This is a genomic window from Staphylospora marina (genome assembly GCF_003856495.1).
In the GTDB taxonomy this organism is placed as follows: Bacteria; Bacillota; Bacilli; order Thermoactinomycetales; family Thermoactinomycetaceae; genus Staphylospora; species Staphylospora marina.
Map to the genome: position 1 here is coordinate 76,487 of NZ_CP034118.1, position 22,350 is coordinate 98,836.

The window sequence follows — 22,350 nt, forward strand, 5'->3', positions numbered from 1 at the left end:
TATGGAAGATCATCCGGGCATCTCCGGTTTCGGATGGAAAGGGAGAGTGCGGGTTCAGCCCTCGGGACGGACAGGCGCTCAACTCCCCTTCCGCGGAACCGGAGGTGTTTTTTTTGTTGCCAAATCGTTCGGTCAGGTTCGGTTGCAAAAGTGGGGGGGTTGGGATATATTCAGGAAGGAAGTTTTCAGAAACGGGGGCGCAATTCATCATGCAACGACTGTACGCGATCGTCCTGGCAGCGGGAAAGGGAACCCGGATGAAGTCCCGCAAGAAACACAAGGTACTTCATCCGGTGTGCGGAAAACCGATGATCGAGTATATCCTGGATGCCATCTCCCATCTTCAGGCCGAGAAAACCGTTCTCGTCGTGGGGCATCTCGGGGATTCGCTGAAAGAGGCACTGGGAGACCGGGTCCTGTTTGCGGAACAAACGGAGCAGCTCGGAACGGGACACGCCGTCATGCAGGCCGCGGGAATCCTGGAGAAGGAAGATGGCATCACTCTGGTGCTGAACGGTGACCATCCGCTCTTCACGGCGGAAACCCTTCAAAAACTGGTCCGACGGCACAAGGAAGAAGGAGCCGCGGCCACGGTGTTGACCGCCGTTTTCGAGGACCCCACCGGTTACGGTCGCATCAAGAGAAACAGCGGTGGCGGTGTGGACGGCATCGTCGAGCACAAGGATGCCACCGAAGAGGAGCGCGCCATCCGGGAAGTGAGCCTCGGCACGTTCTGCTTTGACAACCGCAAGCTGTTCGCCGCTCTGGCTCACGTGAAAAATGACAATGCCCAGGGGGAATACTACCTCCCCGACGTGATCGGGATCTTGCGCGATCAAGGAGAGCACGTCAGTGCCCACATCCTGGAAGAAACGGATGAGGCCATGGGGGTCAACGACCGCGTTCAGCTGGCGGAAGCGGAAAAAATCATGCGCCGCCGCATTCTCCGGAAGCACATGCTCAACGGGGTGACCATCGTCGATCCGGAGAACACGTACATTGAGGCAGACGTGCAAATCGGTGCCGACACCCTGATCGAACCGGGATGCAGTCTGCGGGGGAGCACGGTGATCGGAGAGGGATGCCGGATCGGACCCCAGGCCGACCTGGCCGACGTGATCGTGCATGATGACGCGCAGATCCGGTATTCCGTCATTGAACGTTCGGAAATCCGGGAGCGGGCGGTCGTCGGTCCTTTCACCTACATCCGTCCCGGAACGGATCTCGGCGCCGACACGAAAGCGGGAGCTTTTGTCGACCTGAAAAAGGCCAAAATCGGCCATGGTACGAAGATTTCCCATCTGGCCTACGTGGGAGACGCGGAGGTCGGGGAGAAAGTCAATATCGGCTGCGGAGTCATCACCGTCAATTACGACGGGGTCCACAAACACAAAACCGTCATCGAAGACGGAGCGTTTGTCGGATGCAATGTGAATCTCATCGCCCCGGTCACCGTGGAAAAAGGAGCTTACGTGGCCGCCGGCTCCACCATCACGCATGATGTGCCGGAAGGAGCCCTCGCCATCGCCCGCGAGCGTCAGACGGTCAAGCCGGGGTATGTGGAAAAATTGATGGCGAAACACGCCAAAAAGTGAATACCAAGTGGAGGAACGTGTTTCTTATGCCCAAATCCCGTTTGCAAGTGTTCAGCTGCAATTCCAACCTCACACTGGCCAAGGCGATCTGCGAACACATCGGCATTCCGCTCGGGGATGCCGAGGTGGGCAAATTCAGCGACGGGGAAATCCACGTCAAGCTGAATGAAAGCGTTCGCGGTTCCGATGTGTACGTGATCCAGTCCACCTGTGATCCGGTCAACCAGCACCTGATGGAGCTTCTGGTCATGGTGGATGCGCTCCGCCGCGCTTCCGCCGGCACGATCAACGTCGTGATTCCGTACTACGGGTATGCCCGTCAGGACCGCAAGACCCGTGCGCGTGATCCGATCACCGCGAAATTGGTCGCCAACCTGATCGAAACGGCCGGTGCGCACCGCATCATCACCATGGATCTTCACGCCACGCAGATCCAAGGGTTCTTCGACATCCCGGTCGATCATCTGATGGGTGTGCCGATCCTGGCGGAATATTTCCGGGGAAAACAATTGAAAGACGTGGTCGTCGTCTCTCCGGACCACGGTGGAGTGATTCGGGCCCGCCGTCTGGCGGAGCGGTTGGAAGCTCCCATCGCCATCATCGACAAACGGCGTCCGGAACCCAACGTGGCCGAAGTGATGAGCATTGTCGGAGATGTGAAGGGCAAGACGGCCATCATCATCGATGACATCATCGATACCGCCGGCACGATCACCCTGGCCGCCAATGCCTTGCTGGAACACGGCGCGAAAGAAGTCTACGCCTGCTGCACTCATCCCGTCTTCTCCGGACCGGCCATCGAGCGGATCCGTGATTCCAGCATCAAGGAAATGGTGGTGACCGACACCATTCCTCTTCCGAAGCACAAACAGCTGGACAAAATCCGGGTGCTTTCGGTGGCACGCCTGATCGGCGACGCCATCGTCCGGGTTCACAACGAACAATCGGTCAGCAAGCTGTTCGACTGAATGCGTTTTACGGGGCATCCGCTGTGGAGCCCCTTTTTTCACCCGAACAATCCAACGGCGAGCGGAGGATGACAATGAAACTGATCGTGGGATTGGGCAATCCGGGCATCCGCTATGCCCGAACGCGGCACAACGCGGGGTTTTGGGTGATCGATGAACTGAGCCGCCGCTGGGGAATCCCCGTGAAAAAAGAGAAATGGAAGGCGGAGATCGGCGAAGGCATCGTCAACGGGGAAAAAGTGATCCTGATGAAACCGATGACTTACATGAATCTGTCCGGGGAAGCGGTTCGACCGGCCAAGGATTGGCTCAAGGTGGACGATGACAACCTGCTGGTCATTTACGATGATCTGGATTTGCCCCCGGGAAGAATTCGCCTCCGTTTGTCGGGAAGCAGCGGCGGTCACAACGGAATGAAATCGATCATCGCCTGTTTGGGAACGGACCGGTTCAAGCGAATCCGCATCGGCATCGGGCGGCCGGATCCCGGCGTATCCGTGCCGGATCACGTGCTGTCCCCGTTTTTGTCGGAAGAGCTGGACGTCGTGATGGACAGCGTGGATCGTGCCGCTTCCGCCGTGGAAAAATGGCTGGAGGCGGATTTCTTGACGGCGATGAACCAATTCAACAAGTGAAGCGAAAGAGATCCCCTTGTGGATCGGATCAGGTATGCTTTGCCTCTCCCGTGTGCATCCTAGAGGCAGGATGCCCGCAGAAAGGGGAGGCGTTTTCATTGATCGTGTACGTTTGTCGACATTGCGGCGCCCGGCTCGGCGAGTTGAATGAGGATGGGCTTACCGAGAGCCGGTTGGGCTTTGATCGGTTGACCCCGGACGAACGAAAGGATATAATAACGAATGATATGAATGGAAATCAAATCGTTCGTGTCACTTGCGAATCCTGTCAGCAAGTGCTTGAAAGTCATCCGGAACGCTTGCTATTGCCTCGTTTGTATCACTGATGTTCGTTTACATTTTTATGATTTTATGGAAATTTTAAACGATACGTCGGAAATCCACCCTTCCGCCAGGAAACGAAACCGTTTACCGTCGGATTGGCAGGGGATGTTTTCTGACTATACCGAAAAAACGGCCTTGGCTTTGTCAAGCTGAGGCTTCTTTTCTATGCGACAAAGAAGGGGGGAACATCCTTTTGTTGCCGCTTGTTCACATCATGCGACAAGACAACGATTTCCGTTCCACGGTGGCCGGACTCAAGGGCATGTTGCGGGAGCAGCTTGTCTCGGGCCTTTCCGGAACGGCCCGCATGCTGTTTGTCGCCGCCCTTCACATGGAGTCGAAACGGCCGGTTCTCCTCGTCACGCACAACCTCAATCAGGCACAGAAAGCGGTTGAAGACCTTCAGGAGTTGATTCCCAAAGACCAGGTGTTGATGTATCCGGCCAACGAGCTGGTCACCACGGAAATCGCGCTCGCCGGGGATGAGACGCTGGGGGAAAAGCTGGAAGTATTGTCCAGAGTCTCCCGGGATTTTTCCGGCGTCCTTGTCGTGCCTTTTTCCGGCTTGCGCAAGCTCTTTCCTCCCAAACGTCTGTTTGCGGCTGCCCATGCACGCTTGAAGGTGGGGCAGGTTCATCCGATCGGCCAATTTGCGGAACACTTGGTCAAGACCGGCTATGTTCGGACGGAAATGGTGGAAAAGCCCGGAGAGTTCAGCGTGCGGGGAGGCATCGTGGACGTTTATCCGGCCAATTTCGACCAGCCGGTCCGCATCGAGTGGTTTGACGATGAAGTGGACTCGATCCGACCGTTTTCCGTCGACGATCAGCGTTCTTTGGACAAATGGAGCGAAGTGCTGATTCCTCCGGCCAAGGAATTGTTCGGTTCGGTGGATACTCTCCGCAAAGCGGCCGACCGGGTGCAAGCCCTGCTCGACGAACGGATGGCTGCCGTCCGGGATGCGGAACTTCTCGAGAAGCTGCGCGAGGGCGTCGGCCTGGATGTGGAGCGATTGCGAAACGGAACCCTGTTCACCGGCGTGTACAAGTATGTCAGCCAGATTTACCCCGACGCGGAGACGTTGCTTCATTATCTCTCCAAAGATACGGTCATCGTCCTTGACGAGCCCACCCGGATTCTTGAAAGCGCCCGGCAAATGGAGCGGGAAGAAGCGGAATGGCAAACGGTGCTGTTGAAGCAGGGGGAGATGCTGCCGGGCCTTCGCATCTCGGTCGGTCATGAGGAAGTGCTGCTCAAAAATGATCGGCAACGGGTGCACCTTTCGCTGTTTTTGAGGCAGGTCCCGGGGCTGCAGCCGCAAAACATCGTGCAGATGATGTGCCGGAGCATGCAGCAGTTTCACGGACAGATGCACGTGTTGAAAACCGAGTGGGAGCGTTGGGTCAAGGGCGGATTCCGGCTCATCTTCATGGCCAGCAGCGAAGAGCGGGCGGATCGTCTGGAACGGGTGCTCGGCGATTACGGCATGAAAGTGCACCGGGATGTGTCCGATCTGCCTCCGGCGCCCGGAAAACCGGTGATTCGCATCGGAGCGCTGCAGAGCGGGTTTGAACTGGCGGCCAGCCGGTTGGCCGTTGTCACCGAGGGAGAAGTGTTCACCCAGAAGCAGCGCCGTCCGCGGCGCAGTTCCAAGCTGGATCATGCGGAGAAAATCAAGGGCTATCAGGAATTGAAACCCGGTGACTACGTGGTTCACGTCAATCACGGCATCGGGCGTTATCTGGGCATCGAGACGCTGGAAGTGGGGGGCCTTCACAAGGATTATCTGCACATCCAGTATGCGGGGAATGACAAGCTGTACGTTCCGGTCGAACAGATCGACCAAATCCAGAAATATGTGGGCAGCGAAGACAAGGCCCCGAAAATTTACAGCCTGGGCGGCGGCGAATGGAGCAAGGTAAAGAACAAGGTTCGCAGCTCCGTTCAGGACATCGCGCAGGAATTGCTCGAACTGTACGCGAAGAGACAACAGGCGAGGGGATATGCGTTTTCCAAGGACACGCCGTATCAGAAGGAATTCGAGGCGATGTTCCCTTACGAGGAAACGCCCGACCAGCTTCGCTCCATCGAAGAGATCAAGAAGGACATGGAAAGCCCGCAACCGATGGACCGGCTGCTGTGCGGCGATGTCGGTTACGGGAAAACGGAGGTGGCCATCCGGGCCGCATTCAAGGCGGCCATGGACGGAAAGCAGGTGGCCGTGCTGGTGCCCACCACCATCCTCGCCCAGCAGCATTATGAGACGTTTCGCGAGCGTTTCGCCGAATTTCCGGTGACCGTCCGCGTCCTGAACCGTTTCCGCACGCGCAAGGAACAAAAGGAAACGCTGGAGGGGTTGGCAAACGGCACCGTGGACGTGGTGATCGGCACGCACCGCCTCTTGTCGAAGGACGTTCGGTTCAAGGATCTCGGTCTGCTCATCATCGATGAAGAACAGCGCTTCGGGGTAAAGCACAAAGAAAAGATCAAGCAGTTGAAGCATCAGATCGATGTGCTCACGCTCACCGCGACGCCGATTCCCCGGACGCTGCACATGGCGATGATCGGAGTGCGCGACTTGTCCGTGATCGAGACTCCTCCGGAAAACCGTTTTCCGGTCCAGACATATGTCCTGGAGTATTCGGGGGCCTTGGTGCGCGAAGCGATCGAGCGTGAACTGGCCCGCGGCGGACAGGTGTATTTCCTTTACAACCAGGTGCAGAACATCGAACGGATGGCGGAACAGATTCGCATGCTGGTCCCCGACGCCCGCGTGGCCGTCGCTCACGGGCAGATGCCGGAAACCGAGCTGGAACGCGTGATGCTTGACTTTCTGGACGGGGAGTACGATGTGTTGGTCAGCACGACGATCATCGAGACCGGGGTGGACATTCCCAACGTCAACACGCTGATCATTTACGACGCGGACAAGATGGGCCTGTCCCAGCTGTATCAGCTTCGAGGGCGGGTCGGACGATCCAACCGCATCGCGTACTCCTATTTCACCTACCAACGGGACAAGGTGCTCAGCGAAGCCGCGGAGAAGAGATTGCAGGCCATCAAGGAATTCACCGAGCTGGGTTCCGGATTCAAGATCGCCATGCGCGATTTGTCCATCCGCGGGGCCGGCAACATTTTGGGAGCCGAACAGCACGGTCACATCGCCAGCGTCGGATTTGAACTGTACAGCCAGATGCTGAAAGAAGCGGTGGCGGAGCTGCAGGGCAAACCGGTATCCGAAGAACCGCGGGATCCGGTGATCGAGCTGTCCGTCGATGCTTATCTGCCGTCGGAGTACATCCGCGACGAAAAGCAGAAGATCGAGCTGTACAAGAAAATCCGCGCCGTCAGGTCCGTGCAGGAAGCGATCGATCTCGAGGAAGAGATCGAAGACCGGTTCGGCGATCTTCCCGACCCGGTCCGCATGCTGCTCAAACTGGCGCGCATCAAGGCATACGCCATCCGCTACGGCTTTGAAGCCGTGGAGCAGCAGACGGATCAGAAAGGCAAGGAAAAAGTGGTTCTCTGGTTGCCGATCGACGTTTACAAGCGGATCGACTGGGACGGGAAAATGGGCAAAATTCTCGCCGATTTCCCCACATTGACCTTCTCCACCGGAGCGCAGCGGTTCGCATTCGCTTTTCCGCTCAAAGGGTTGTCGCTCACGTCGATTCTGGATGTCGTGGAAACGTTTTTGGCCCGGTTCGAAAACGCGTTAGAGGAGAAGGGAGTCATGCAAGATGCAAAAGCGGAATAACAGGTGGCTGAAGGGACTGCTTGCGGTGCTCTTGTCGGGAGCGCTCGTGCTGACGGGCTGCGGGGGACAGAAGGAAGAGGACACGTCCGCCAATCCGCAGGAGGCGGTGAAAGAATTCAAACCGCTCCCCACGGACAGCACGAAAAAAGTGCTGGAATACAAAGGGGGCAGCGTCGCGGAGGGAGAGCTGAACCGGTATCTGAACCTGATGGCGTTTCTCGATCAACAAATCGGGTTCATCATCGCCAACATGAAAGAGGAAGAATCCAAGCAGTTTCGTGAAGAAATGGCCAAAGATCTGGCCTCCCGCCGGTACATCGCGACCCTGATCCAAAATGACGCCGAATACGGAAAAAAAGCCGACGAATCCATGAAGCAGTTTGAATCGGAACTTTTGGGCGCGGCTTCCGAACAGGATGGAAAGGGGCCGAAAACGCTGGACGAGGCCATCAAGGACAAAGGGTTTGCCAAAGAAGACCTCCATCGCTTTTTCGTGGAATATCACAAGATCGAACAATTCCTGAATGATCGGCTGAAAAACGTTCAGGTCGATCAGGTCAAAGTGCAGCACGTTCTGGTGTCGGTGGGGGACGGTTCGGAAGGCACGGTGAAGCGGACCGACGCCGAAGCCAAGAAGCGGGCCGATGAAGTGAAGAAAAAGCTGGAAGCGGGAGAGGACTTCGCGGCCATTGCCAAACAGTATTCGGATGATCCGGGATCCAAGGACAATTCCGGCATGTACGAGGGAGATCCCGACCAGTTCGTTCCCGAATTCGCCAATGCCTGCAAAACGCTTCCGATCGGCAAGATCAGCGATCCGGTGAAAACGCAGTTCGGATACCACGTCATGAAAGTGACGGAGCGCAAGAAAATTCCCGCCACGCAGGCGAGCGAAGAAGCCCAGATGGAAAAGAAAAAGGAAATTTACCAGCAGTTCATCGACAAGGAACTGGGGGCCCGCGTGATCGCCTGACGGAAAAACGGACAAGCGGAAGTTCCCGACCCGTCGGAACGGACGGCTACCTGCTGTTGACCGCGGGACATGCCGGGGAGCGTGAAACGGAACCTGATTCAGGTTCCGTTTTCTGTATTTGGAAACCGCATAATAAATTGGCAGCGGAAGAATACTATGGGCGTAGCCAGGACTGATACAAATTTGAGTGAAAGAGAGGCATGCGTCCAAATGAAGGCAACCGGCATCGTGCGTCGGATCGACGACCTCGGGCGTGTGGTGATCCCGAAGGAAATTCGCCGGACGCTCAGAATCCGGGAGGGAGATCCGCTCGAAATCTTTGTTGATCGTGACGGAGAAGTCATTTTGAAAAAATACTCCCCCATCGGGGAATTGGCAGACTTTGCGCAGGAATACGCGGAATCGTTGTTTGAGAATATCCAGCACCCCGCATTGATTTGCGATCGCGACGCCGTCATCGCCGTTGCCGGGGTGTCGAAGAAGGAATATCTCGAAAAGCCGATCGGTGAACTGGTGGAGAGCTGCATGGAGCAGCGGCGGTACCATCTGGAAACCAACCCGGGAACGGTGGAAATCTTCAAGGGAATGCCCGAGGAATACCAGTCGTTCGTGATTGTCCCGATCAATGCCGGCGGGGACCCGATCGGAGCCGTCATTCTCCTTTCCAAAAAGGATGGCGTCCGAATGGGAGAACTGGAAGTGAAGCTGGCGGGAACGGCGGCGTCTTTCCTGAGCAAACAGATGGAGCAGTGATGCGCGCGGCGTCGTTCACCGCCCGTCCTTTTCCCGGCCGGCGTCCCGCCGGGGTTCGACCGGCCCTGGCGGCTGTCGTCAAATCTTGTTCGGATGTCATCCGGGGGTCCCGGACGGGGCCGGGATCTTTTCGCACGGAGCGCTCCTTGTGCATCCGGAACCGGATGGTTTCCGGTTCGGGGAGATCTTTTCGGACGCGTTTTTTCCGCGTCCTTTTTCTTTTCCCGGAATTCCCTGCGTACCGTCTTTCGTCCCATGCTTCCGCTTTTGTATAATGTAAGGAATGCGGGGAAGGGAAAGGGGTACATCATGGCTGAGGCACGGCAGTCTTTTGTCCGTGGTGCGGCGATCCTGGGATTCGCCCTTCTGATCAGCAAGTTTTTGGGAGCCGCTTACCGGATTCCGTATCAGAACATCACGGGCAACGAGGGAATGTACGTTTATCAGCAAGTTTACTCGCTCTACAGTGTTCTGTTGACCCTGGCGACGGCGGGTTTTCCGCTGGCCATTTCCAAAATGGTTTCCGAGAAACTGGCATCCGGGGACTCCGCGGGGGCCCGGGAGGTTTTTCGCGTTTCCGCGGCGACCCTGTCCCTGGCGGGATGCCTTCTTTTTGTCCTGCTGTTTTTCGGAGCGGAGAGCATCGCCGAATGGATGGGCAACCGGGAAGCCCTGACGCTCCCGATTCGGGCCGTTGCCCCCGCGCTCCTGGTCGTACCGTTGGTTTCCGCGGCGCGCGGTTATTTCCAGGGCACGCAAAACATGATGCCCACCGCGGTGTCCCAAGTGACGGAGCAGACGTTTCGGGTGGCGACCATCCTCATCTTGTCCTGGTATTTCATGGAGATCGGATGGGGCACGGTGTACGCCGGAGCGGGGGCGATGTTCGGGTCCTTCGTGGGAGCGGTCGCCGGACTGGCGGTCTTCGCCGTTTTCCGAAGCTCCGCGGGGAAAGGAGTCAAGCGGCGGATATCGCCGTTCACCGGGAATGGAAATTCCGGACGGTTGGTGCGGGATCTCCTGGCTCTGTCGTTGCCGGTCTGTCTGGGATCGTTGGTGATTCCGCTGTTTTCGCTGGTGGACTCGTTCACCGTGGCCAACCTGTTGGTGGCCGGAGGGATGGATCTTTCGTGGGCGGTGAATGAAAAAGGCATTTATGACCGGGCGCAACCGTTGATTCAGTTCGGGTCGTTCTTTGCCACGGCCATCGCCTTGTCCGTGGTGCCGGCCATCGCCGAGGCCCGGACGGAAGGGAAACATCGGGAGGCGGAAAAACGCGCCGCCTTGTCCGTCCGCCTGACCTGGCTGTTCGGGTTGCCGGCTTCGCTGGGCCTGTTTTTGATTGCGGAACCGGCCAATGTCATGTTGTTCGAAGACGCGGCCGGAACCGACGCACTTGCCCTCATGTCATTCACGATCCTTTTTTCCACGCTGCTGATCACCACGTCCGGAGTCTTGCAGGGGTATGGACGCGTGATCGTGCCGGCCGTTTCGCTCCTGACGGGAGCGGGAATCAAATGGGTGCTCAACGTTTTCCTGATTCCCGGGCTCGGGATTCGTGGTGCGGCCCTGGCGACGGTGGCGGGCTATCTGGTGGCCGTGGTGATCAATCTGGCCGTTCTCGTTCCGCTGGCCCCCGCGCTCCGACGGGAAACGGACGGTCTGTGGCGGAGCCTCATCGCCGTATTCTGGATGAGCGCGGCGGTGTTCGGGGTTTGCATGGGCGTTCAGGCCGTGCTTCCGGCAGGACTTGCCGACCGGGCGGCGATGAGCGTGATCGCACTCACGGGTCTGGTGACGGGAGCATGCGTGTACGGATGGGCACTGCTTCGCTTCGGTGCACTTCGCATGGATGAGATCGAAACGCTGCCGAAGATCGGAAAACGGATCCGGGCCCTCGGCGAAAAAAAACGTTGGTTCCGTGCATGAAGGAGGGGTGCGCAAATGAATGGCAAGATCGTGATCACCGGACTTGGATTCGGGGATGAGCATGCCCTGTCGTTGGGGACGCTAAAGCTGCTGGAGTCGGCGGGCCGGCTGTTCCTTCGGACCGACAAACATCCCGTGGTCCGCTGGATTCGCGAGCGGGGGATCTCCTTTGAGACCATGGACGAGGTTTACAGGCGGCACTCCGCGTTTGAACAAGTGTATGAAGAAATCGCCGAACGGCTGCTGCGGGAAGCGGACACCGGTGAAACCGTGGTGTACGCCGTTCCCGGTCATCCGCGGGTGGCCGAACGGACAACGGTGCTTCTTCTCAAACGGGGGCCGGAGCGGGGAATCGACGTGAGCGTGCAAGGAGGACATAGTTTTCTGGATCCCTTGTTCACGTCTCTCGGCATCGATCCCGTGGAAGGGTTTCAGCTGCTGGACGGCACCGCTTTGGACGCGGGTCGGATCGATCCCCGGGGGCATGTGGTCATCGCTCAGGTGTATGATCGCATGACCGCGTCGGACGTGAAACTGACGTTGATGGACGTGTACCCGGACGACCATCCGGTCACGGTGGCATCCGCCTGCGGCATTCCCGGCAAGGAGCGGACGGTTTGTGTTCCCCTTTACGAACTGGATCATGAAGACCGCTTTGATGACCTGACCACGGTGTATGTGCCGCCCGTCCGCGATGATCGGAATCTGTACGGACGTTTTGAATTTCTCGAAGGGATCATCCGCACGCTCCGGGGACCGGACGGATGTCCGTGGGATCGCAAACAGACGCACGAGAGCCTTCGGCCCTACCTGTTGGAAGAAGCGCACGAATTTCTGGAGGCCGTTGCGGAGGATGACCCGGAAGCCATGGCGGACGAACTGGGGGACATTCTGCTCCAGGTCATGCTTCATGCCCAGATCGCCTCGGAAAGCGGTGACTTCGACATTCATGAAGTCATCGGGCGGTTGAGCGACAAGATGATTCGCCGTCACCCCCACGTGTTCGGGGAAGGGAAGGCGGAAACCGCGGAAGAAGTCAAGGCCAACTGGGAACGGATCAAGCGTCAAGAACGCGGCGGCGAAGCGGAACCGGGCATTCTTTCGGGGATTCCCAAGGGCCTTCCGGCGCTTTCTCTGGCGCATGCCCTGCAGAAAAAGGCGGCCAAGGTGGGATTCGACTGGGACCGGGTGGAAGAGGTCTTCGGAAAGATTTACGAGGAATTGGACGAACTGCAACGGGCGGAAAACGGGAAAGCCATCGAGGACGAGTTCGGCGATTTGCTCTTTGCGGTCGTCAATCTCTCCCGGTTCCTGAAGGTGGATCCCGAACTGGCCCTGCTCGGTGCGTGCCGCAAGTTTCGTCGGCGGTTCGGACATATCGAGCAGCGGGCCCGGGAATCGGGGCGTCGGCTTCAGGAGATGTCTTTGGAAGAAATGGATCAGTGGTGGAATGAAGCCAAACAATCGGAAAAATGAGGAGACGGATCCGGAATCCGGGAAGGGAATTCCCCCGGTTTCCCGAATTGGATAAAGAAGGCACGAGGTGTCATCATGAGACTGGACAAGTTCCTCAAAGTGTCGCGACTCATCAAGAGGAGGACGTTGGCAAAGGAAGTGTGTGATCAGGGCCGGGTGACGGTGAACGGCACCTCCGCAAAGGCGGGCACCGTTCTCAAGCCCGGTGACGAGATCACGGTGCGGTTCGGAAACCGGTCGGTGACGGTGCGGGTGGAAGAGCTTCGGGAGAACGCGAAAAAAGAGGAAGCCGGACGGATGTACACCGTTCTCCGGGAGGAAACCGGAGGCGGGGAGAGCGATCGTTCGGACGGGGAAGAAGATTGACGCTCCGGCATGCCGGGGTGTCGGGGAATCCGGAGGGAACCGGATTCGGAAAAAACTTCTAACCGGGAGGCTTTGTCCATATCATGTTACCTAGAGAGGAGGGTACGTGAGATGGGCGAGGAGCTGTATTCCGGCAACCGGCATGAAATCATTCTCACCAATCGCGGAATGGTGGAGATTACGGGCGTCAATCGCGTCGAGAGTTTTGACAGTGAAGAATTCCTGCTGAAAACGGAGTGCGGGTACCTGGGCATCCGCGGGCAGGATCTTCGCATCCGGAGCCTGGATCTGGAATCGGGCAGGGTATCCATCGAAGGACATCTGATGGATCTCGGGTACCTGGACGGCCACGGCGCTCCCGCTTCCGAACGGGCCAAGGGAATTCTGGGGCGGATCTTCCGATGAATCTGGAAATGCAGTGGACGGCCATGGGGCTCATGATGGGGTCCGGACTGATTCTCGGAGTGGTGCTCGATGTATACAGGGCCTTGAAAATCCGGCTTCATCTGAGGGGATGGGTCGTCTCTCTCGTCGACCTGTTGTATTGGACCGGTTCCGCCCTGCTGGTGTTTGCTCTTTTGATGTGGAGCAATCGGGGGGAACTCCGGTTTTACCTCGTGGCCGCCGTGCTGCTGGGATTTTTTCTGTATCATCGCTGGTTCACCCGTCCCGTCCTGCGGATCATCCGCCGGATCATCGCGGGCGTGGAATGGACGGCCCTTCAGGTGTACCGCACCTTCATGGTGGTGGTGTGGACCCCCCTCGTGGCCCTGGCCGGGGCGGCGTGGCGCCTGCTTCGGTGGCTGTATCGCCTGCTTCTCTCGATCGTCCGGATTTGTTTGACTCCCGCTTTCGTGTTGGTCAGGCCCGTCGTTCAATTCGCGTCCCGGAAAGCCGAACCGGTCGTCCGACGGATCCGCGCGGCAACATCGAAGTTCTCAACCTGGTGGAAGCAGATTCGGAAAAAGGGTGGATCGTGATGCCGGTGAATCAAGACAACATCCTTGCTTTTCAGGGAGCGCGCAAGGACCGAAAGGTCGGGAACCGGAAACCCCGGCCCGCCCTGCATCCGTCCGTACGCCGCCGGAGACTGCTTTGGCTGGCCGTCATGGCGATCGTGTCGATCTACACGTTGTACGGATGGATCACGCAACAAAACCGCATCTGGGAAAAAGAACAACAGTTGGCCGCCAAGAAACAACAACTCGCCAGCATGCAGGAAACCAACAGGCTGCTGCAGGAAGAGATTCGCAGATTGAAAACCGATGAAAACTATTTGCTGGAACTGGCTCACTCGATGGGGTACGGCAAACCGGGCGAGGAAATTTACACGATTCGGGAATGACGCCGCTTCCGGGTGAGGCCGCCCGGGGTTCGTCGCGAAAGTCCCGGAAACCGGGGGAGGCGTTTCCGACGGAAGCTTCGTCCGGACCGGGGAATCCCTTTCGATGCCCGGTCCGGACGGGCCGACGGGGCGTTTCGTGAAAAAATTTGCCCCGGACACCGTTTGCCGGCCCCGTCATCCGGGAACCATGAATGAATGGACACACGCATCGGCCGGGTTCCCTGTTTGACGCGGCGGCCCCCGGGATTTCACGGAAACCAACACGACGGAACCGAATAATTTCAAAGACCTTCGCGGAAAAGATCCTCTCAATCCGCCACGAGGCACTTTCTGCCGAAAAAATTTTTGTCCCGGGTGTTGACATCGCTGCGGCACCTCCGTATAATAGGGATTGTTCGCAACGATCAACAATTTTCTACAACGACGCGGGGTGGAGCAGTCCGGTAGCTCGTCGGGCTCATAACCCGAAGGTCGCAGGTTCAAATCCTGCCCCCGCAACCAAAAACGTGGCGGCGTAGCTCAGCTGGCTAGAGCGTACGGTTCATACCCGTGAGGTCGGGGGTTCGAGGCCCTCCGCCGCTACCAAACCGTTTGAGAGGAGAAGGCGAGGGAACCCGTTGTTCGGGGAGTCGCCTTTTTTTTGTGGGATTGGCTGAGTTTGACCGAGGTGGAAGCGGAAGCGGGAGTGGTTTTGTGAATGTCGTGATCAAAAAGATCAAGTTCACCACCATCAACAAAACGTATACCGAAAAGATCAGGGACTGGCGGGGCCGCAACTGCTTTGCCACCCAGTACGCCAATCCCGACGGAAAGCGGATCTTCCTGACGTATTACCTGGTGCGCAAAGGGTACACCGTTTCCAAGGTGTTCGGGCGTTCCGGGGAATTCCTCTATTATTACTGCGACGTGATGCAGATGAAACAGGTGGGGCGGCTCCGGTATGTGATGGTCGATCTTCTCTTTGACCTGATCGTCTATCCCGACGGTCGCTATCATGTCCTGGACGTGGACGAGTTCGCCGATGCGGTGGAAAAAGGACAGATCCGCAAAAAGCAGCAGGTGCATGCCCTGCGGACGCTGGACCGGATGATCCGTTTGCAGACGGAACGCCGTCTGATTCCGCCGTTCATTCAGGAAGCCCGCATGTATCCCCTGACCGAACCGCTGTTGCGTCGACCCTGACGTTTCGACGCCTGCGCGGCGGGCGGTGTCCGTCGCTCGGAAGTTTTGTCGCTTTGCTTGCCCGCTCGAAGTTTGGCGACAGAAGCCGACGAAATCACGGACGGGAATCCGCGGCGTTTTGTGCCCGCTTCACGGGAAACCCCGTGCCTTTCATTCCGGAAAGCACCGCGTTTTGCGCGGATGGAGGCGATCCGGCAAATCTTGTCGGAAAAATTTTCTGATCATTCAGCGAATATGACAAACTTCTGAAATGCCCCCCGCTATAATGAGTGGCACCAACAGCAATTCGGCGGGGGGCTGATGACGTTGCGTTTGGGAACTCATCTGAAACGTCGTTTGACGATGTCGTTCATGAACCGGTTTCGTTTGGACCGGAGTCGGGCAAGAAGATTATGGCACCGGTTTGTCCAGCTGTGGCACATCCCGCTGCTGATCATGGGATTTTTGCTGGGGAGGGCCACGATCCTGGAGAGCGTGGCGCCGTTTGCGGCCGCGTATTTCGGCGTGGTGTACCATCTCGCGAGAAAACAATGGCCGGCGGTGATGGCCGCGCTCATTGCCGGGGCGGCGACGCTCGGCCCCCTGGAAGCGGCCAGGACGGGCGGAACGCTGCTCTTGGTGCTGGCGGTGCAGAAGATCTGGAGCTGGGCGGGCAAAGAGAGGATCGACTACGTCCCTTTCGTGGTGGCGGTGGGTGGCATCGCGGCCCGCCTGATGGAGATGGTTTGGGAAGGTTGGGATCCGTATTCGGGGATGCTGGCGGCCATGGAGGTGATGCTCAGTTTCATCCTCACCTTCATCTTTGTCCGGTGTCTCCCCTTGTTCACGGTCCGGAAGAAGCGATTCTTTCTCCGGCATGAGGAAATGGTGTGTCTGGTCATTCTGGTCGGTTCCGTGATGACGGGAACCATGGGGTGGGAAGTGGGCGGATTTTCCGTGGTTCACGTCGTTTCCCGCCTGGCCGTGCTGGTGCTTGCGCTGGTGGGCGGAGGATTGGTGAGCGCATCGATGGGGGTGGTCACCGGCCTGATCCTCAGTCTGTCCAATCCGGACAGTCTGGTGGAAATCAGTTTGCTCGCCTTTGCCGGGCTGTTGGCCGGCCTCTTTCGTGAAGGAGGCCGCATCGGTGTGTCCGTCGGGTTCATGCTCGGTGCCGCGATTCTGACTTTGTATGACGGCGGAACTTCCGCCATGTGGCGTTCGCTGCAGGAATCGGCGCTCAGCGTGGGATTGTTTCTGCTGATCCCCCGTGCGGTGTTTAAAAGCATGTCCCGGTATGTGCCGGGGACCCCTGAAAATCAGGCGGAACACCAGGATTACATCCGCCGTCTCCGTGACGTGACGGCCGCCAGGGTGGAACGGTTCACGGGGTTGTTTCAGGAACTGGCGCTCAGCTTTCGCGAAGAGGCGACCCGGCGCACCCGCGAGGATGAGGAACAGGTTCAGCGCTTTTTGGCCGACGTGATGAGCGAAGCCTGCATGGGGTGCCGGCTGTTCAGCAGATGTTGGGAAGAACGGGTGATTGAGACTTATCAGGGCATGACCCAGCTCATGACCATGGTGGAAGCGGGCGAGCGGGACGGGGACTTCACCCCGCCATCGTTTTGGATCCGCAGTTGCGACCGGCCGGAAAAAACCCTGGGAGCCATCCGGAAGCTCTACAAAGAGGCGGAACAGGAGATGTTCTGGCGGGAAAAAATGAAAGAATCCCGCCGCCTGGTGTCTGATCAGCTGGCCGGCATGGCGGAAGTGATGGGGGCGCTCGCGCGGGAAATCCGCCATGAAACGCAGGTGCTTGCCGCCCATGAAGAACAGATTCACGAGGCGATCGAACGGCTGGGCCTGTCCATCGGTCGGGTGGACGTGATCAATCTCGAAGAAGGGAAAGTGGAGATCGAGATTGTGATGCCGGACAGGGAAGGTCTGGAGGAATGCAAAAAACTGGTGGCTCCGCTTCTGACGGAGGTTCTTGGGGAACCGGTCACCGTTCAGCGGAAAGAAGTGAGGGACGGAACGCCCGGAGCGGTGATCACCATCGGTTCGGCCCAGCGATATGAACTGAAAACCGGTGTGGCCGGGGTGGCCAAAGGAGGAGGGGCGATCTCCGGCGACAGCTACGCATTCATGAATCTGGGAACCGGAAAATACGCCGTGGCCCTGTCCGACGGCATGGGGAACGGACAGCGCGCCAGAGAGGAGAGCACCGCGGCTCTCAAATTGATCCGCCGTCTGTTGCTCGCCGGCATGGGCGAAGGACGGGCGGTGGAGACGGTCAACTCGATCCTTCGGTTGCGGAGCAGCGACGAGATGTTTGCCACCATCGATCTGGCTTTGGTGGATTTGAACACGGCCCATGCCCGGTTCATGAAAATCGGTTCGTCCCCGGGTTTCATCAAGCGCGGAAAACAGGTGCTCAAACTGGAGGCATCCAATCCGCCGATCGGCATTCTTCCCCGCGTCGATGCGGAGCCGATCGAAATGCAATTGATGCCGGGTGATTTCATCATCATGGTGACCGACGGCGTTTATGACGGTCCGGGGCATCAGGCGATCGGGGACGAGGAGCTGGCCGCGCTCATCGCGCAGACGGACACGAGAGATCCGCAGGACTTTGCGGAAAGGCTGCTGAAACAAGTGGTCAACACCCATGAAGGGCGCATTTTTGATGACATGACGGTGATCGTCACGAAAGTGGAACGGCATGCGCCGGAGTGGTCCACCATCCGGTTGCCGGGCGTGGGCCGGGTGGAGCGGGCCAAAGCGGCCGGCTGAGGGAATTTCCGGACTGGCGGAAAGTTAACCGGCGGGATATCATGGAAACGGATTCCTTTTTCCGGGGATGCCCGGATTTTGCTTTTGAAGGAGAGTTCACCCGTGCTCATCTCCAAGATTCGCGAAGAACTGGAAACGGGCAGGCTGGTCGGGAAGGGGGACCGCGTGTTGTGTGCGGTGTCGGGCGGTCCCGACTCGACGGCGCTGCTTCAGGTGATGTGGGAGCTTCGGGAAGAAGGCGGTTTTTCGGTCGGAGCCGTGCATGTGAACCATCGGCTCCGGGGGGAAGAAAGCGAGGAAGACGCCCGGTTTGTCAAGCGGTTTTGCCTGGAGCGAAAGATCCCGGTCATCGTCCTTCAAGCCGATGTGGCCGGTGAACTCAAAGCCCGGGGCGGAAACCGCCAGGATGTGGCGAGGAAATGGCGGTACCGGCTGTTTCGGGAAGCGGCAAAACGCTGGAACGCAAACGTGCTGGCGCTGGCTCACCACGCGGATGACCAAGCGGAAACGGTGTTGATGCGCATGCTCCGGGGAGCCGGCCCCGGCGGGTTGACCGGAATGGAGAAAGTGCGCCGGTGGAAAGGGATTCGCCTGATCCGTCCGCTCCTCGGCTGTTCCAAAGAAGAGCTCGAAGCCTTCTGCCGGGAAAGGAACATCCGTCCCCGCCTGGATTCCAGCAATGAAAGCCTTGTTTATACGCGCAACTACGTCCGTCACAAAATCATGCCGGTGCTGGAAAGCGTGAATCCCCGGGTCAAACGGGCGCTCAACCAGCTGGCGGACATTCTTCGCGAAGAAGAACGGGTGTGGAAGGATCTGACCGAAGATGCCGTCCGGAAGGTGTGCCTCAGACGGGAAAGAGACGTGTGGGAGCTGGACGTTTCAAGTTTTCTTCACCTGCCCGTTGCTTTACAACGCAGGATGGTTAAACTAATATTAAGTTATCTTTCGGATGCGGAAAATCCGGACTGGACGTTGGATGCGGTGGAGCGGGCAAGGAATCTCGCGTTGGGGGACAACCCTTCCGCGCGTGCGGATTTGCCCGGAGGCATTCTGGCTTGTCGGGAATACGGACTCATGCGGTTGACGCGGCGCGGCGGGAACCAGGAAACGGCAGTCGAACATGGACCTGCTTCCGTCAGGATCCCGCTTGTCATCCCTGGCATGACGCCGCTTTCCGGATTGTCCGGCGCGATTCGTGCGTCCGTCAAGGAAGGATCATGGCACGGGCAGGTGGACGGGCGCGACAAAGCGGTGTTCGACCGGGACGCCCTGGAAGGTCCGTTGGTGGTGCGTTCCCGCAAACCGGGCGATCGGATGACGGTGTTGGGAATGAACGGAACCAAAAAATTGAAAGATGTATTCATGGAAGCGAAGATTCCCAAGCGGCTGCGTGACCGCCACCCCGTGGTCGAATGCGGGGGAGAGATCCTGTGGCTGCCCGGAATCAGACGCTCCGCCCTGGCGCCGGTCACGTCAGCGACCCGGCGATTTCTCTGTTTGGAGTGGGTCCGGGAAGAGGACCCGTCGGTTCCGCAGAAGCTTTCGCAAATACAGGAGGACTGTCATGCATCAGGACATCAAACAGATCTTGATCACGGAAGAGGAGATTGCCCGGAGGACGGCGGAGTTGGGCAAAGCGATCGCCGATGAATACCGGGACTTGTTTCCGCTGATGATATGCGTGCTCAAAGGGGCCGTTCCGTTCATGGCGGATTTCATCCGGAAAGTGGACATCCCGCTGGAAACGGATTACATGGCGGTCTCCAGTTACGGCAAATCCACGAAATCTTCCGGTGTGGTCCGGATTCTCAAAGATCTGGATGCATCGGTGGAAGGACGTCATATCGTCATCGTCGAAGACATCATCGACACCGGATTGACGCTCAGCTACCTGGTGGAACTCCTCAAGGGACGCGGAGCCGCTTCGGTGAAAATCGTGACGCTCCTTGACAAACCGGACCGCCGCAAGGTCGATCTGAAACCGGATTACGCGGGCTTCACCATTCCCGACGCGTTCGTGGTGGGGTATGGTCTCGACTATGCGGAGAAATACCGCAACCTTCCCTATATCGGCATTTTGAAGGAAGAGGTTTACCAGTCCTGAAATCCCGCTTTGTTGTATGGGCGCCGCGTGCTGTGATACAATGATACAAGTGGACCGAGAGGAGGCCAGGGATGAAAAACTTCTTCCTCAGGAACGGAGTATTATATATTATCCTCTTCCTTGTCATTGTCGGGGTTGTCAACATGATTGCCAATCCCAGTTCCGACACGAGAACGCTGTCATATGACGAATACACGAAAAAACTGCTCAACGGCGAATTGAAAGACATCATCGTGCAGCCCGAGAACGGGACGTTCTACATCGAGGGAAAATACAAAAACGAAAACAAGACGTTCATCACCCGGGGGCCCGAGGGGTACGGCAGCACGGTGATTCAGAACCTTGAAAAATCCGGGGTCAAGTGGGAGATCAAGGAACGCAAGGGAGATTCCCTGTGGTTTACCTTTTTCACTTCGCTCTTTCCCTTCGTGATCTTGTTGCTGTTGTTTTTCTTCGTGCTGAATCAGGCCCAGGGCGGCGGAAGCCGGGTCATGAATTTCGGCAAGAGCAAGGCGAAGCTCTACAATGAGGAAAAGAAGCGGGTCACGTTTGACGACGTGGCCGGTGCGGACGAAGAGAAAGCCGAGTTGGTGGAGATCGTCGACTTCCTGCGGGACAACCGCCGCTATGCCGCCATGGGCGCGCGCATTCCCAAAGGCGTGCTCCTCGTGGGTCCGCCGGGAACGGGGAAAACCCTTCTCGCCCGGGCCGTGGCCGGTGAAGCGAAGGTTCCCTTCTTTTCCATCAGCGGTTCGGACTTTGTGGAGATGTTCGTCGGTGTGGGTGCTTCCCGCGTGCGTGACCTGTTCGAGCAGGCGAAGAAGAACGCGCCGTGCATCATCTTCATCGACGAGATCGACGCCGTGGGCCGGCAACGCGGAGCCGGTCTGGGCGGAGGGCATGACGAACGGGAACAAACGCTCAACCAGTTGCTGGTCGAAATGGACGGATTTGATGAAAACGCGGGCATCATCGTCATGGCCGCCACCAACCGTCCGGACATTCTGGATCCGGCCCTGCTCCGTCCCGGCCGGTTTGACCGTCAGATCCTGGTCAATCGTCCGGACGTGAAGGGGCGGGAAGCGGTTTTGAAAGTTCATGCGCGCAACAAACCGCTGTCCGATGAGGTCAACCTGTCGACGATTGCCAAGCGGACCACCGGGTTCTCCGGGGCCGATCTGGAAAACCTGCTCAACGAAGCCGCGCTGCTCGCTGCCCGTGCGGGACGCCGGAAGATCATCATGGAAGACATCGACGAGGCGATCGACCGGGTGATCGCGGGTCCGGCGAAGAAAAGCCGCGTGATCAGTGACAAGGAACGGAGAATCGTCGCCTACCACGAAGCGGGACACGTCATCTGCGGATATTATCTGGAGCATGCCGACGTGGTTCACAAAGTGACCATCGTTCCGCGGGGAATGGCCGGCGGTTACGCCATGATGCTTCCGAAGGAAGATCGCTACATGGCCACCCGCAACGAACTGCTGGATCGCGTGACGGGACTTCTCGGCGGCCGGGTGGCGGAAGAAATCGTGTTCGGTGAAGTCAGCACCGGAGCAAGCAACGATTTTGAAAAAGCCACCGGCATCGTTCGTGCCATGATCACCGAGTACGGCATGAGCGAAAAACTGGCCACCATGACGTTCGGGCGTCCGCAGGGTCAGGTGTTCCTGGGACGGGATCTTGGCAGCGAGCAAAACTACAGTGACCGGATCGCCTACGAAATCGACATGGAAATGCAGGAAATGATCCGCACTTGCTACAATCGTGCCAAGAGCCTTCTCCTGGAAAAACGCGACAAACTGGAATTGTTGGCCCAAACGTTGCTCAAGCGTGAAACGCTGGACGAGCAGCAGATCCGGCAGCTGCTGGACACCGGCAAGCTGGATGACGACGATGACGTGAAGGTCAACATCCAGGGAAAAGAGAATCCGAAAACGGAAGAAGGGGCCGGTTCCGCGAAAGCGGAAGAATCCCTCCGGGACGAAGGGCAGACGGGTGCGGAGATCGGTGACAAGCTGCCCAACGGGCCCGCGTTTTACCCGGAAATCGGAGCCGGGCAGGGCAACGGTGACAAGCCGTCCGGCAAGGATTCCGGAGATTCCGGGAAGGACAAGGATCACCCGGTTCAGTGAGGAGACCGGACGATTCGGAGGCGCCGCTTGGAC

At 58.1% G+C, this 22,350-nt stretch carries 18 protein-coding genes and 2 tRNA genes; all 20 read left to right on the forward strand.

All coding sequences use genetic code 11. The annotated features are described in order from the left end of the window. The first annotated feature begins 209 nt into the window (after positions 1–209). The 20 genes from glmU (at position 210) to ftsH (ending at position 22,317) form a co-directional block, all read left to right on the forward strand. Positions 210–1,595 carry a bifunctional UDP-N-acetylglucosamine diphosphorylase/glucosamine-1-phosphate N-acetyltransferase GlmU gene (gene glmU / locus EG886_RS00385; protein WP_124726310.1) on the forward strand — a complete coding sequence of 462 codons (1,386 nt, stop codon included), beginning with the start codon at positions 210–212 and terminating at the stop codon, positions 1,593–1,595. A 26-nt stretch (positions 1,596–1,621) separates the two neighbouring features. Then, entirely contained in the window at positions 1,622–2,563 is a 942-nt protein-coding gene (locus tag EG886_RS00390) for a ribose-phosphate diphosphokinase (RefSeq protein WP_124726311.1), read from the forward strand. 74 nt (positions 2,564–2,637) lie between these two features. Next, complete coding sequence (pth, locus tag EG886_RS00395; protein WP_124726312.1) at positions 2,638–3,198, forward strand: aminoacyl-tRNA hydrolase; 561 nt, start codon at positions 2,638–2,640, stop codon at positions 3,196–3,198. After that, positions 3,150–3,524 carry an anti-sigma-F factor Fin gene (locus EG886_RS14085; RefSeq protein ID WP_124726313.1) on the forward strand — a complete coding sequence of 125 codons (375 nt, stop codon included), beginning with the start codon at positions 3,150–3,152 and terminating at the stop codon, positions 3,522–3,524. Before pth ends, EG886_RS14085 begins: the two co-directional genes overlap by 49 nt. A 191-nt stretch (positions 3,525–3,715) precedes the next feature. After that, positions 3,716–7,279, forward strand: a complete 3,564-nt coding sequence (mfd, locus tag EG886_RS00405; RefSeq protein ID WP_124726314.1) for a transcription-repair coupling factor — start codon at positions 3,716–3,718, stop codon at positions 7,277–7,279. Further along, positions 7,263–8,252, forward strand: a complete 990-nt coding sequence (locus EG886_RS00410) for a peptidylprolyl isomerase (RefSeq protein ID WP_124726315.1) — start codon at positions 7,263–7,265, stop codon at positions 8,250–8,252. The genes mfd and EG886_RS00410 overlap by 17 nt, the downstream gene beginning before the upstream one ends. Before the next feature lie 210 nt (positions 8,253–8,462). Further along, positions 8,463–9,005: a stage V sporulation protein T gene (gene spoVT / locus EG886_RS00415; RefSeq protein ID WP_124726316.1), complete on the forward strand. Its 543-nt coding sequence runs from the start codon at positions 8,463–8,465 to the stop codon at positions 9,003–9,005. 309 nt (positions 9,006–9,314) lie between these two features. Continuing rightward, positions 9,315–10,934 (forward strand): putative polysaccharide biosynthesis protein, encoded by a 1,620-nt coding sequence (locus tag EG886_RS00420; protein WP_164491563.1) that lies wholly within the window; start codon positions 9,315–9,317, stop codon positions 10,932–10,934. A 15-nt stretch (positions 10,935–10,949) separates the two neighbouring features. After that, positions 10,950–12,410 (forward strand): bifunctional methyltransferase/pyrophosphohydrolase YabN, encoded by a 1,461-nt coding sequence (gene yabN, locus EG886_RS00425; RefSeq protein ID WP_124726318.1) that lies wholly within the window; start codon positions 10,950–10,952, stop codon positions 12,408–12,410. A gap of 75 nt (positions 12,411–12,485) precedes the next feature. Continuing rightward, entirely contained in the window at positions 12,486–12,776 is a 291-nt protein-coding gene (locus EG886_RS00430; RefSeq protein WP_124726319.1) for an RNA-binding S4 domain-containing protein, read from the forward strand. A gap of 111 nt (positions 12,777–12,887) precedes the next feature. Then, on the forward strand, positions 12,888–13,181 hold the full coding sequence (gene yabP / locus EG886_RS00435) for a sporulation protein YabP (protein ID WP_124726320.1): 294 nt from the start codon (positions 12,888–12,890) through the stop codon (positions 13,179–13,181). After that, positions 13,178–13,756 carry a spore cortex biosynthesis protein YabQ gene (gene yabQ / locus EG886_RS00440; protein WP_124726321.1) on the forward strand — a complete coding sequence of 193 codons (579 nt, stop codon included), beginning with the start codon at positions 13,178–13,180 and terminating at the stop codon, positions 13,754–13,756. The genes yabP and yabQ overlap by 4 nt, the downstream gene beginning before the upstream one ends. Further along, a complete protein-coding gene (locus tag EG886_RS13580; protein ID WP_164491564.1) occupies positions 13,756–14,121 on the forward strand; it encodes an FtsB family cell division protein in 366 nt (121 codons plus the stop codon). Before yabQ ends, EG886_RS13580 begins: the two co-directional genes overlap by 1 nt. Before the next feature lie 424 nt (positions 14,122–14,545). Beyond that, a tRNA-Met gene (locus EG886_RS00450) sits at positions 14,546–14,622 on the forward strand. A gap of 7 nt (positions 14,623–14,629) precedes the next feature. Continuing rightward, positions 14,630–14,706: transfer RNA gene (locus EG886_RS00455), tRNA-Met, on the forward strand. Positions 14,707–14,814: 108 nt separating this feature from the next. Further along, complete coding sequence (locus tag EG886_RS00460) at positions 14,815–15,303, forward strand: ribonuclease FAU-1 family protein (RefSeq protein WP_164491565.1); 489 nt, start codon at positions 14,815–14,817, stop codon at positions 15,301–15,303. A 300-nt stretch (positions 15,304–15,603) separates the two neighbouring features. Further along, positions 15,604–18,075: a stage II sporulation protein E gene (gene spoIIE / locus EG886_RS00465; RefSeq protein ID WP_124726324.1), complete on the forward strand. Its 2,472-nt coding sequence runs from the start codon at positions 15,604–15,606 to the stop codon at positions 18,073–18,075. Positions 18,076–18,177: 102 nt separating this feature from the next. Continuing rightward, positions 18,178–19,728 carry a tRNA lysidine(34) synthetase TilS gene (tilS, locus tag EG886_RS00470; protein WP_124726325.1) on the forward strand — a complete coding sequence of 517 codons (1,551 nt, stop codon included), beginning with the start codon at positions 18,178–18,180 and terminating at the stop codon, positions 19,726–19,728. Then, entirely contained in the window at positions 19,643–20,182 is a 540-nt protein-coding gene (hpt, locus tag EG886_RS00475; RefSeq protein ID WP_124726326.1) for a hypoxanthine phosphoribosyltransferase, read from the forward strand. Before tilS ends, hpt begins: the two co-directional genes overlap by 86 nt. A gap of 71 nt (positions 20,183–20,253) precedes the next feature. After that, positions 20,254–22,317: an ATP-dependent zinc metalloprotease FtsH gene (ftsH, locus tag EG886_RS00480; RefSeq protein WP_124726327.1), complete on the forward strand. Its 2,064-nt coding sequence runs from the start codon at positions 20,254–20,256 to the stop codon at positions 22,315–22,317. Positions 22,318–22,350 lie beyond the last annotated feature (33 nt).

What these genes read in the sequence shown, in the direction of transcription:
- glmU (WP_124726310.1), top strand. Translation starts at nt 210, where the DNA reads ATGCAACGACTGTACGCGATCGTCCTGGCAGCGGGAAAGGGAACCCGG.
- EG886_RS00390 (WP_124726311.1), top strand. Translation starts at nt 1,622, where the DNA reads ATGCCCAAATCCCGTTTGCAAGTGTTCAGCTGCAATTCCAACCTCACA.
- pth (WP_124726312.1), top strand. Translation starts at nt 2,638, where the DNA reads ATGAAACTGATCGTGGGATTGGGCAATCCGGGCATCCGCTATGCCCGA.
- EG886_RS14085 (WP_124726313.1), top strand. Translation starts at nt 3,150, where the DNA reads ATGGCTGGAGGCGGATTTCTTGACGGCGATGAACCAATTCAACAAGTG.
- EG886_RS00410 (WP_124726315.1), top strand. Translation starts at nt 7,263, where the DNA reads ATGCAAAAGCGGAATAACAGGTGGCTGAAGGGACTGCTTGCGGTGCTC.
- spoVT (WP_124726316.1), top strand. Translation starts at nt 8,463, where the DNA reads ATGAAGGCAACCGGCATCGTGCGTCGGATCGACGACCTCGGGCGTGTG.
- EG886_RS00420 (WP_164491563.1), top strand. Translation starts at nt 9,315, where the DNA reads ATGGCTGAGGCACGGCAGTCTTTTGTCCGTGGTGCGGCGATCCTGGGA.
- yabN (WP_124726318.1), top strand. Translation starts at nt 10,950, where the DNA reads ATGAATGGCAAGATCGTGATCACCGGACTTGGATTCGGGGATGAGCAT.
- EG886_RS00430 (WP_124726319.1), top strand. Translation starts at nt 12,486, where the DNA reads ATGAGACTGGACAAGTTCCTCAAAGTGTCGCGACTCATCAAGAGGAGG.
- yabP (WP_124726320.1), top strand. Translation starts at nt 12,888, where the DNA reads ATGGGCGAGGAGCTGTATTCCGGCAACCGGCATGAAATCATTCTCACC.
- yabQ (WP_124726321.1), top strand. Translation starts at nt 13,178, where the DNA reads ATGAATCTGGAAATGCAGTGGACGGCCATGGGGCTCATGATGGGGTCC.
- EG886_RS13580 (WP_164491564.1), top strand. Translation starts at nt 13,756, where the DNA reads ATGCCGGTGAATCAAGACAACATCCTTGCTTTTCAGGGAGCGCGCAAG.
- spoIIE (WP_124726324.1), top strand. Translation starts at nt 15,604, where the DNA reads ATGACGTTGCGTTTGGGAACTCATCTGAAACGTCGTTTGACGATGTCG.
- hpt (WP_124726326.1), top strand. Translation starts at nt 19,643, where the DNA reads ATGCATCAGGACATCAAACAGATCTTGATCACGGAAGAGGAGATTGCC.
- ftsH (WP_124726327.1), top strand. Translation starts at nt 20,254, where the DNA reads ATGAAAAACTTCTTCCTCAGGAACGGAGTATTATATATTATCCTCTTC.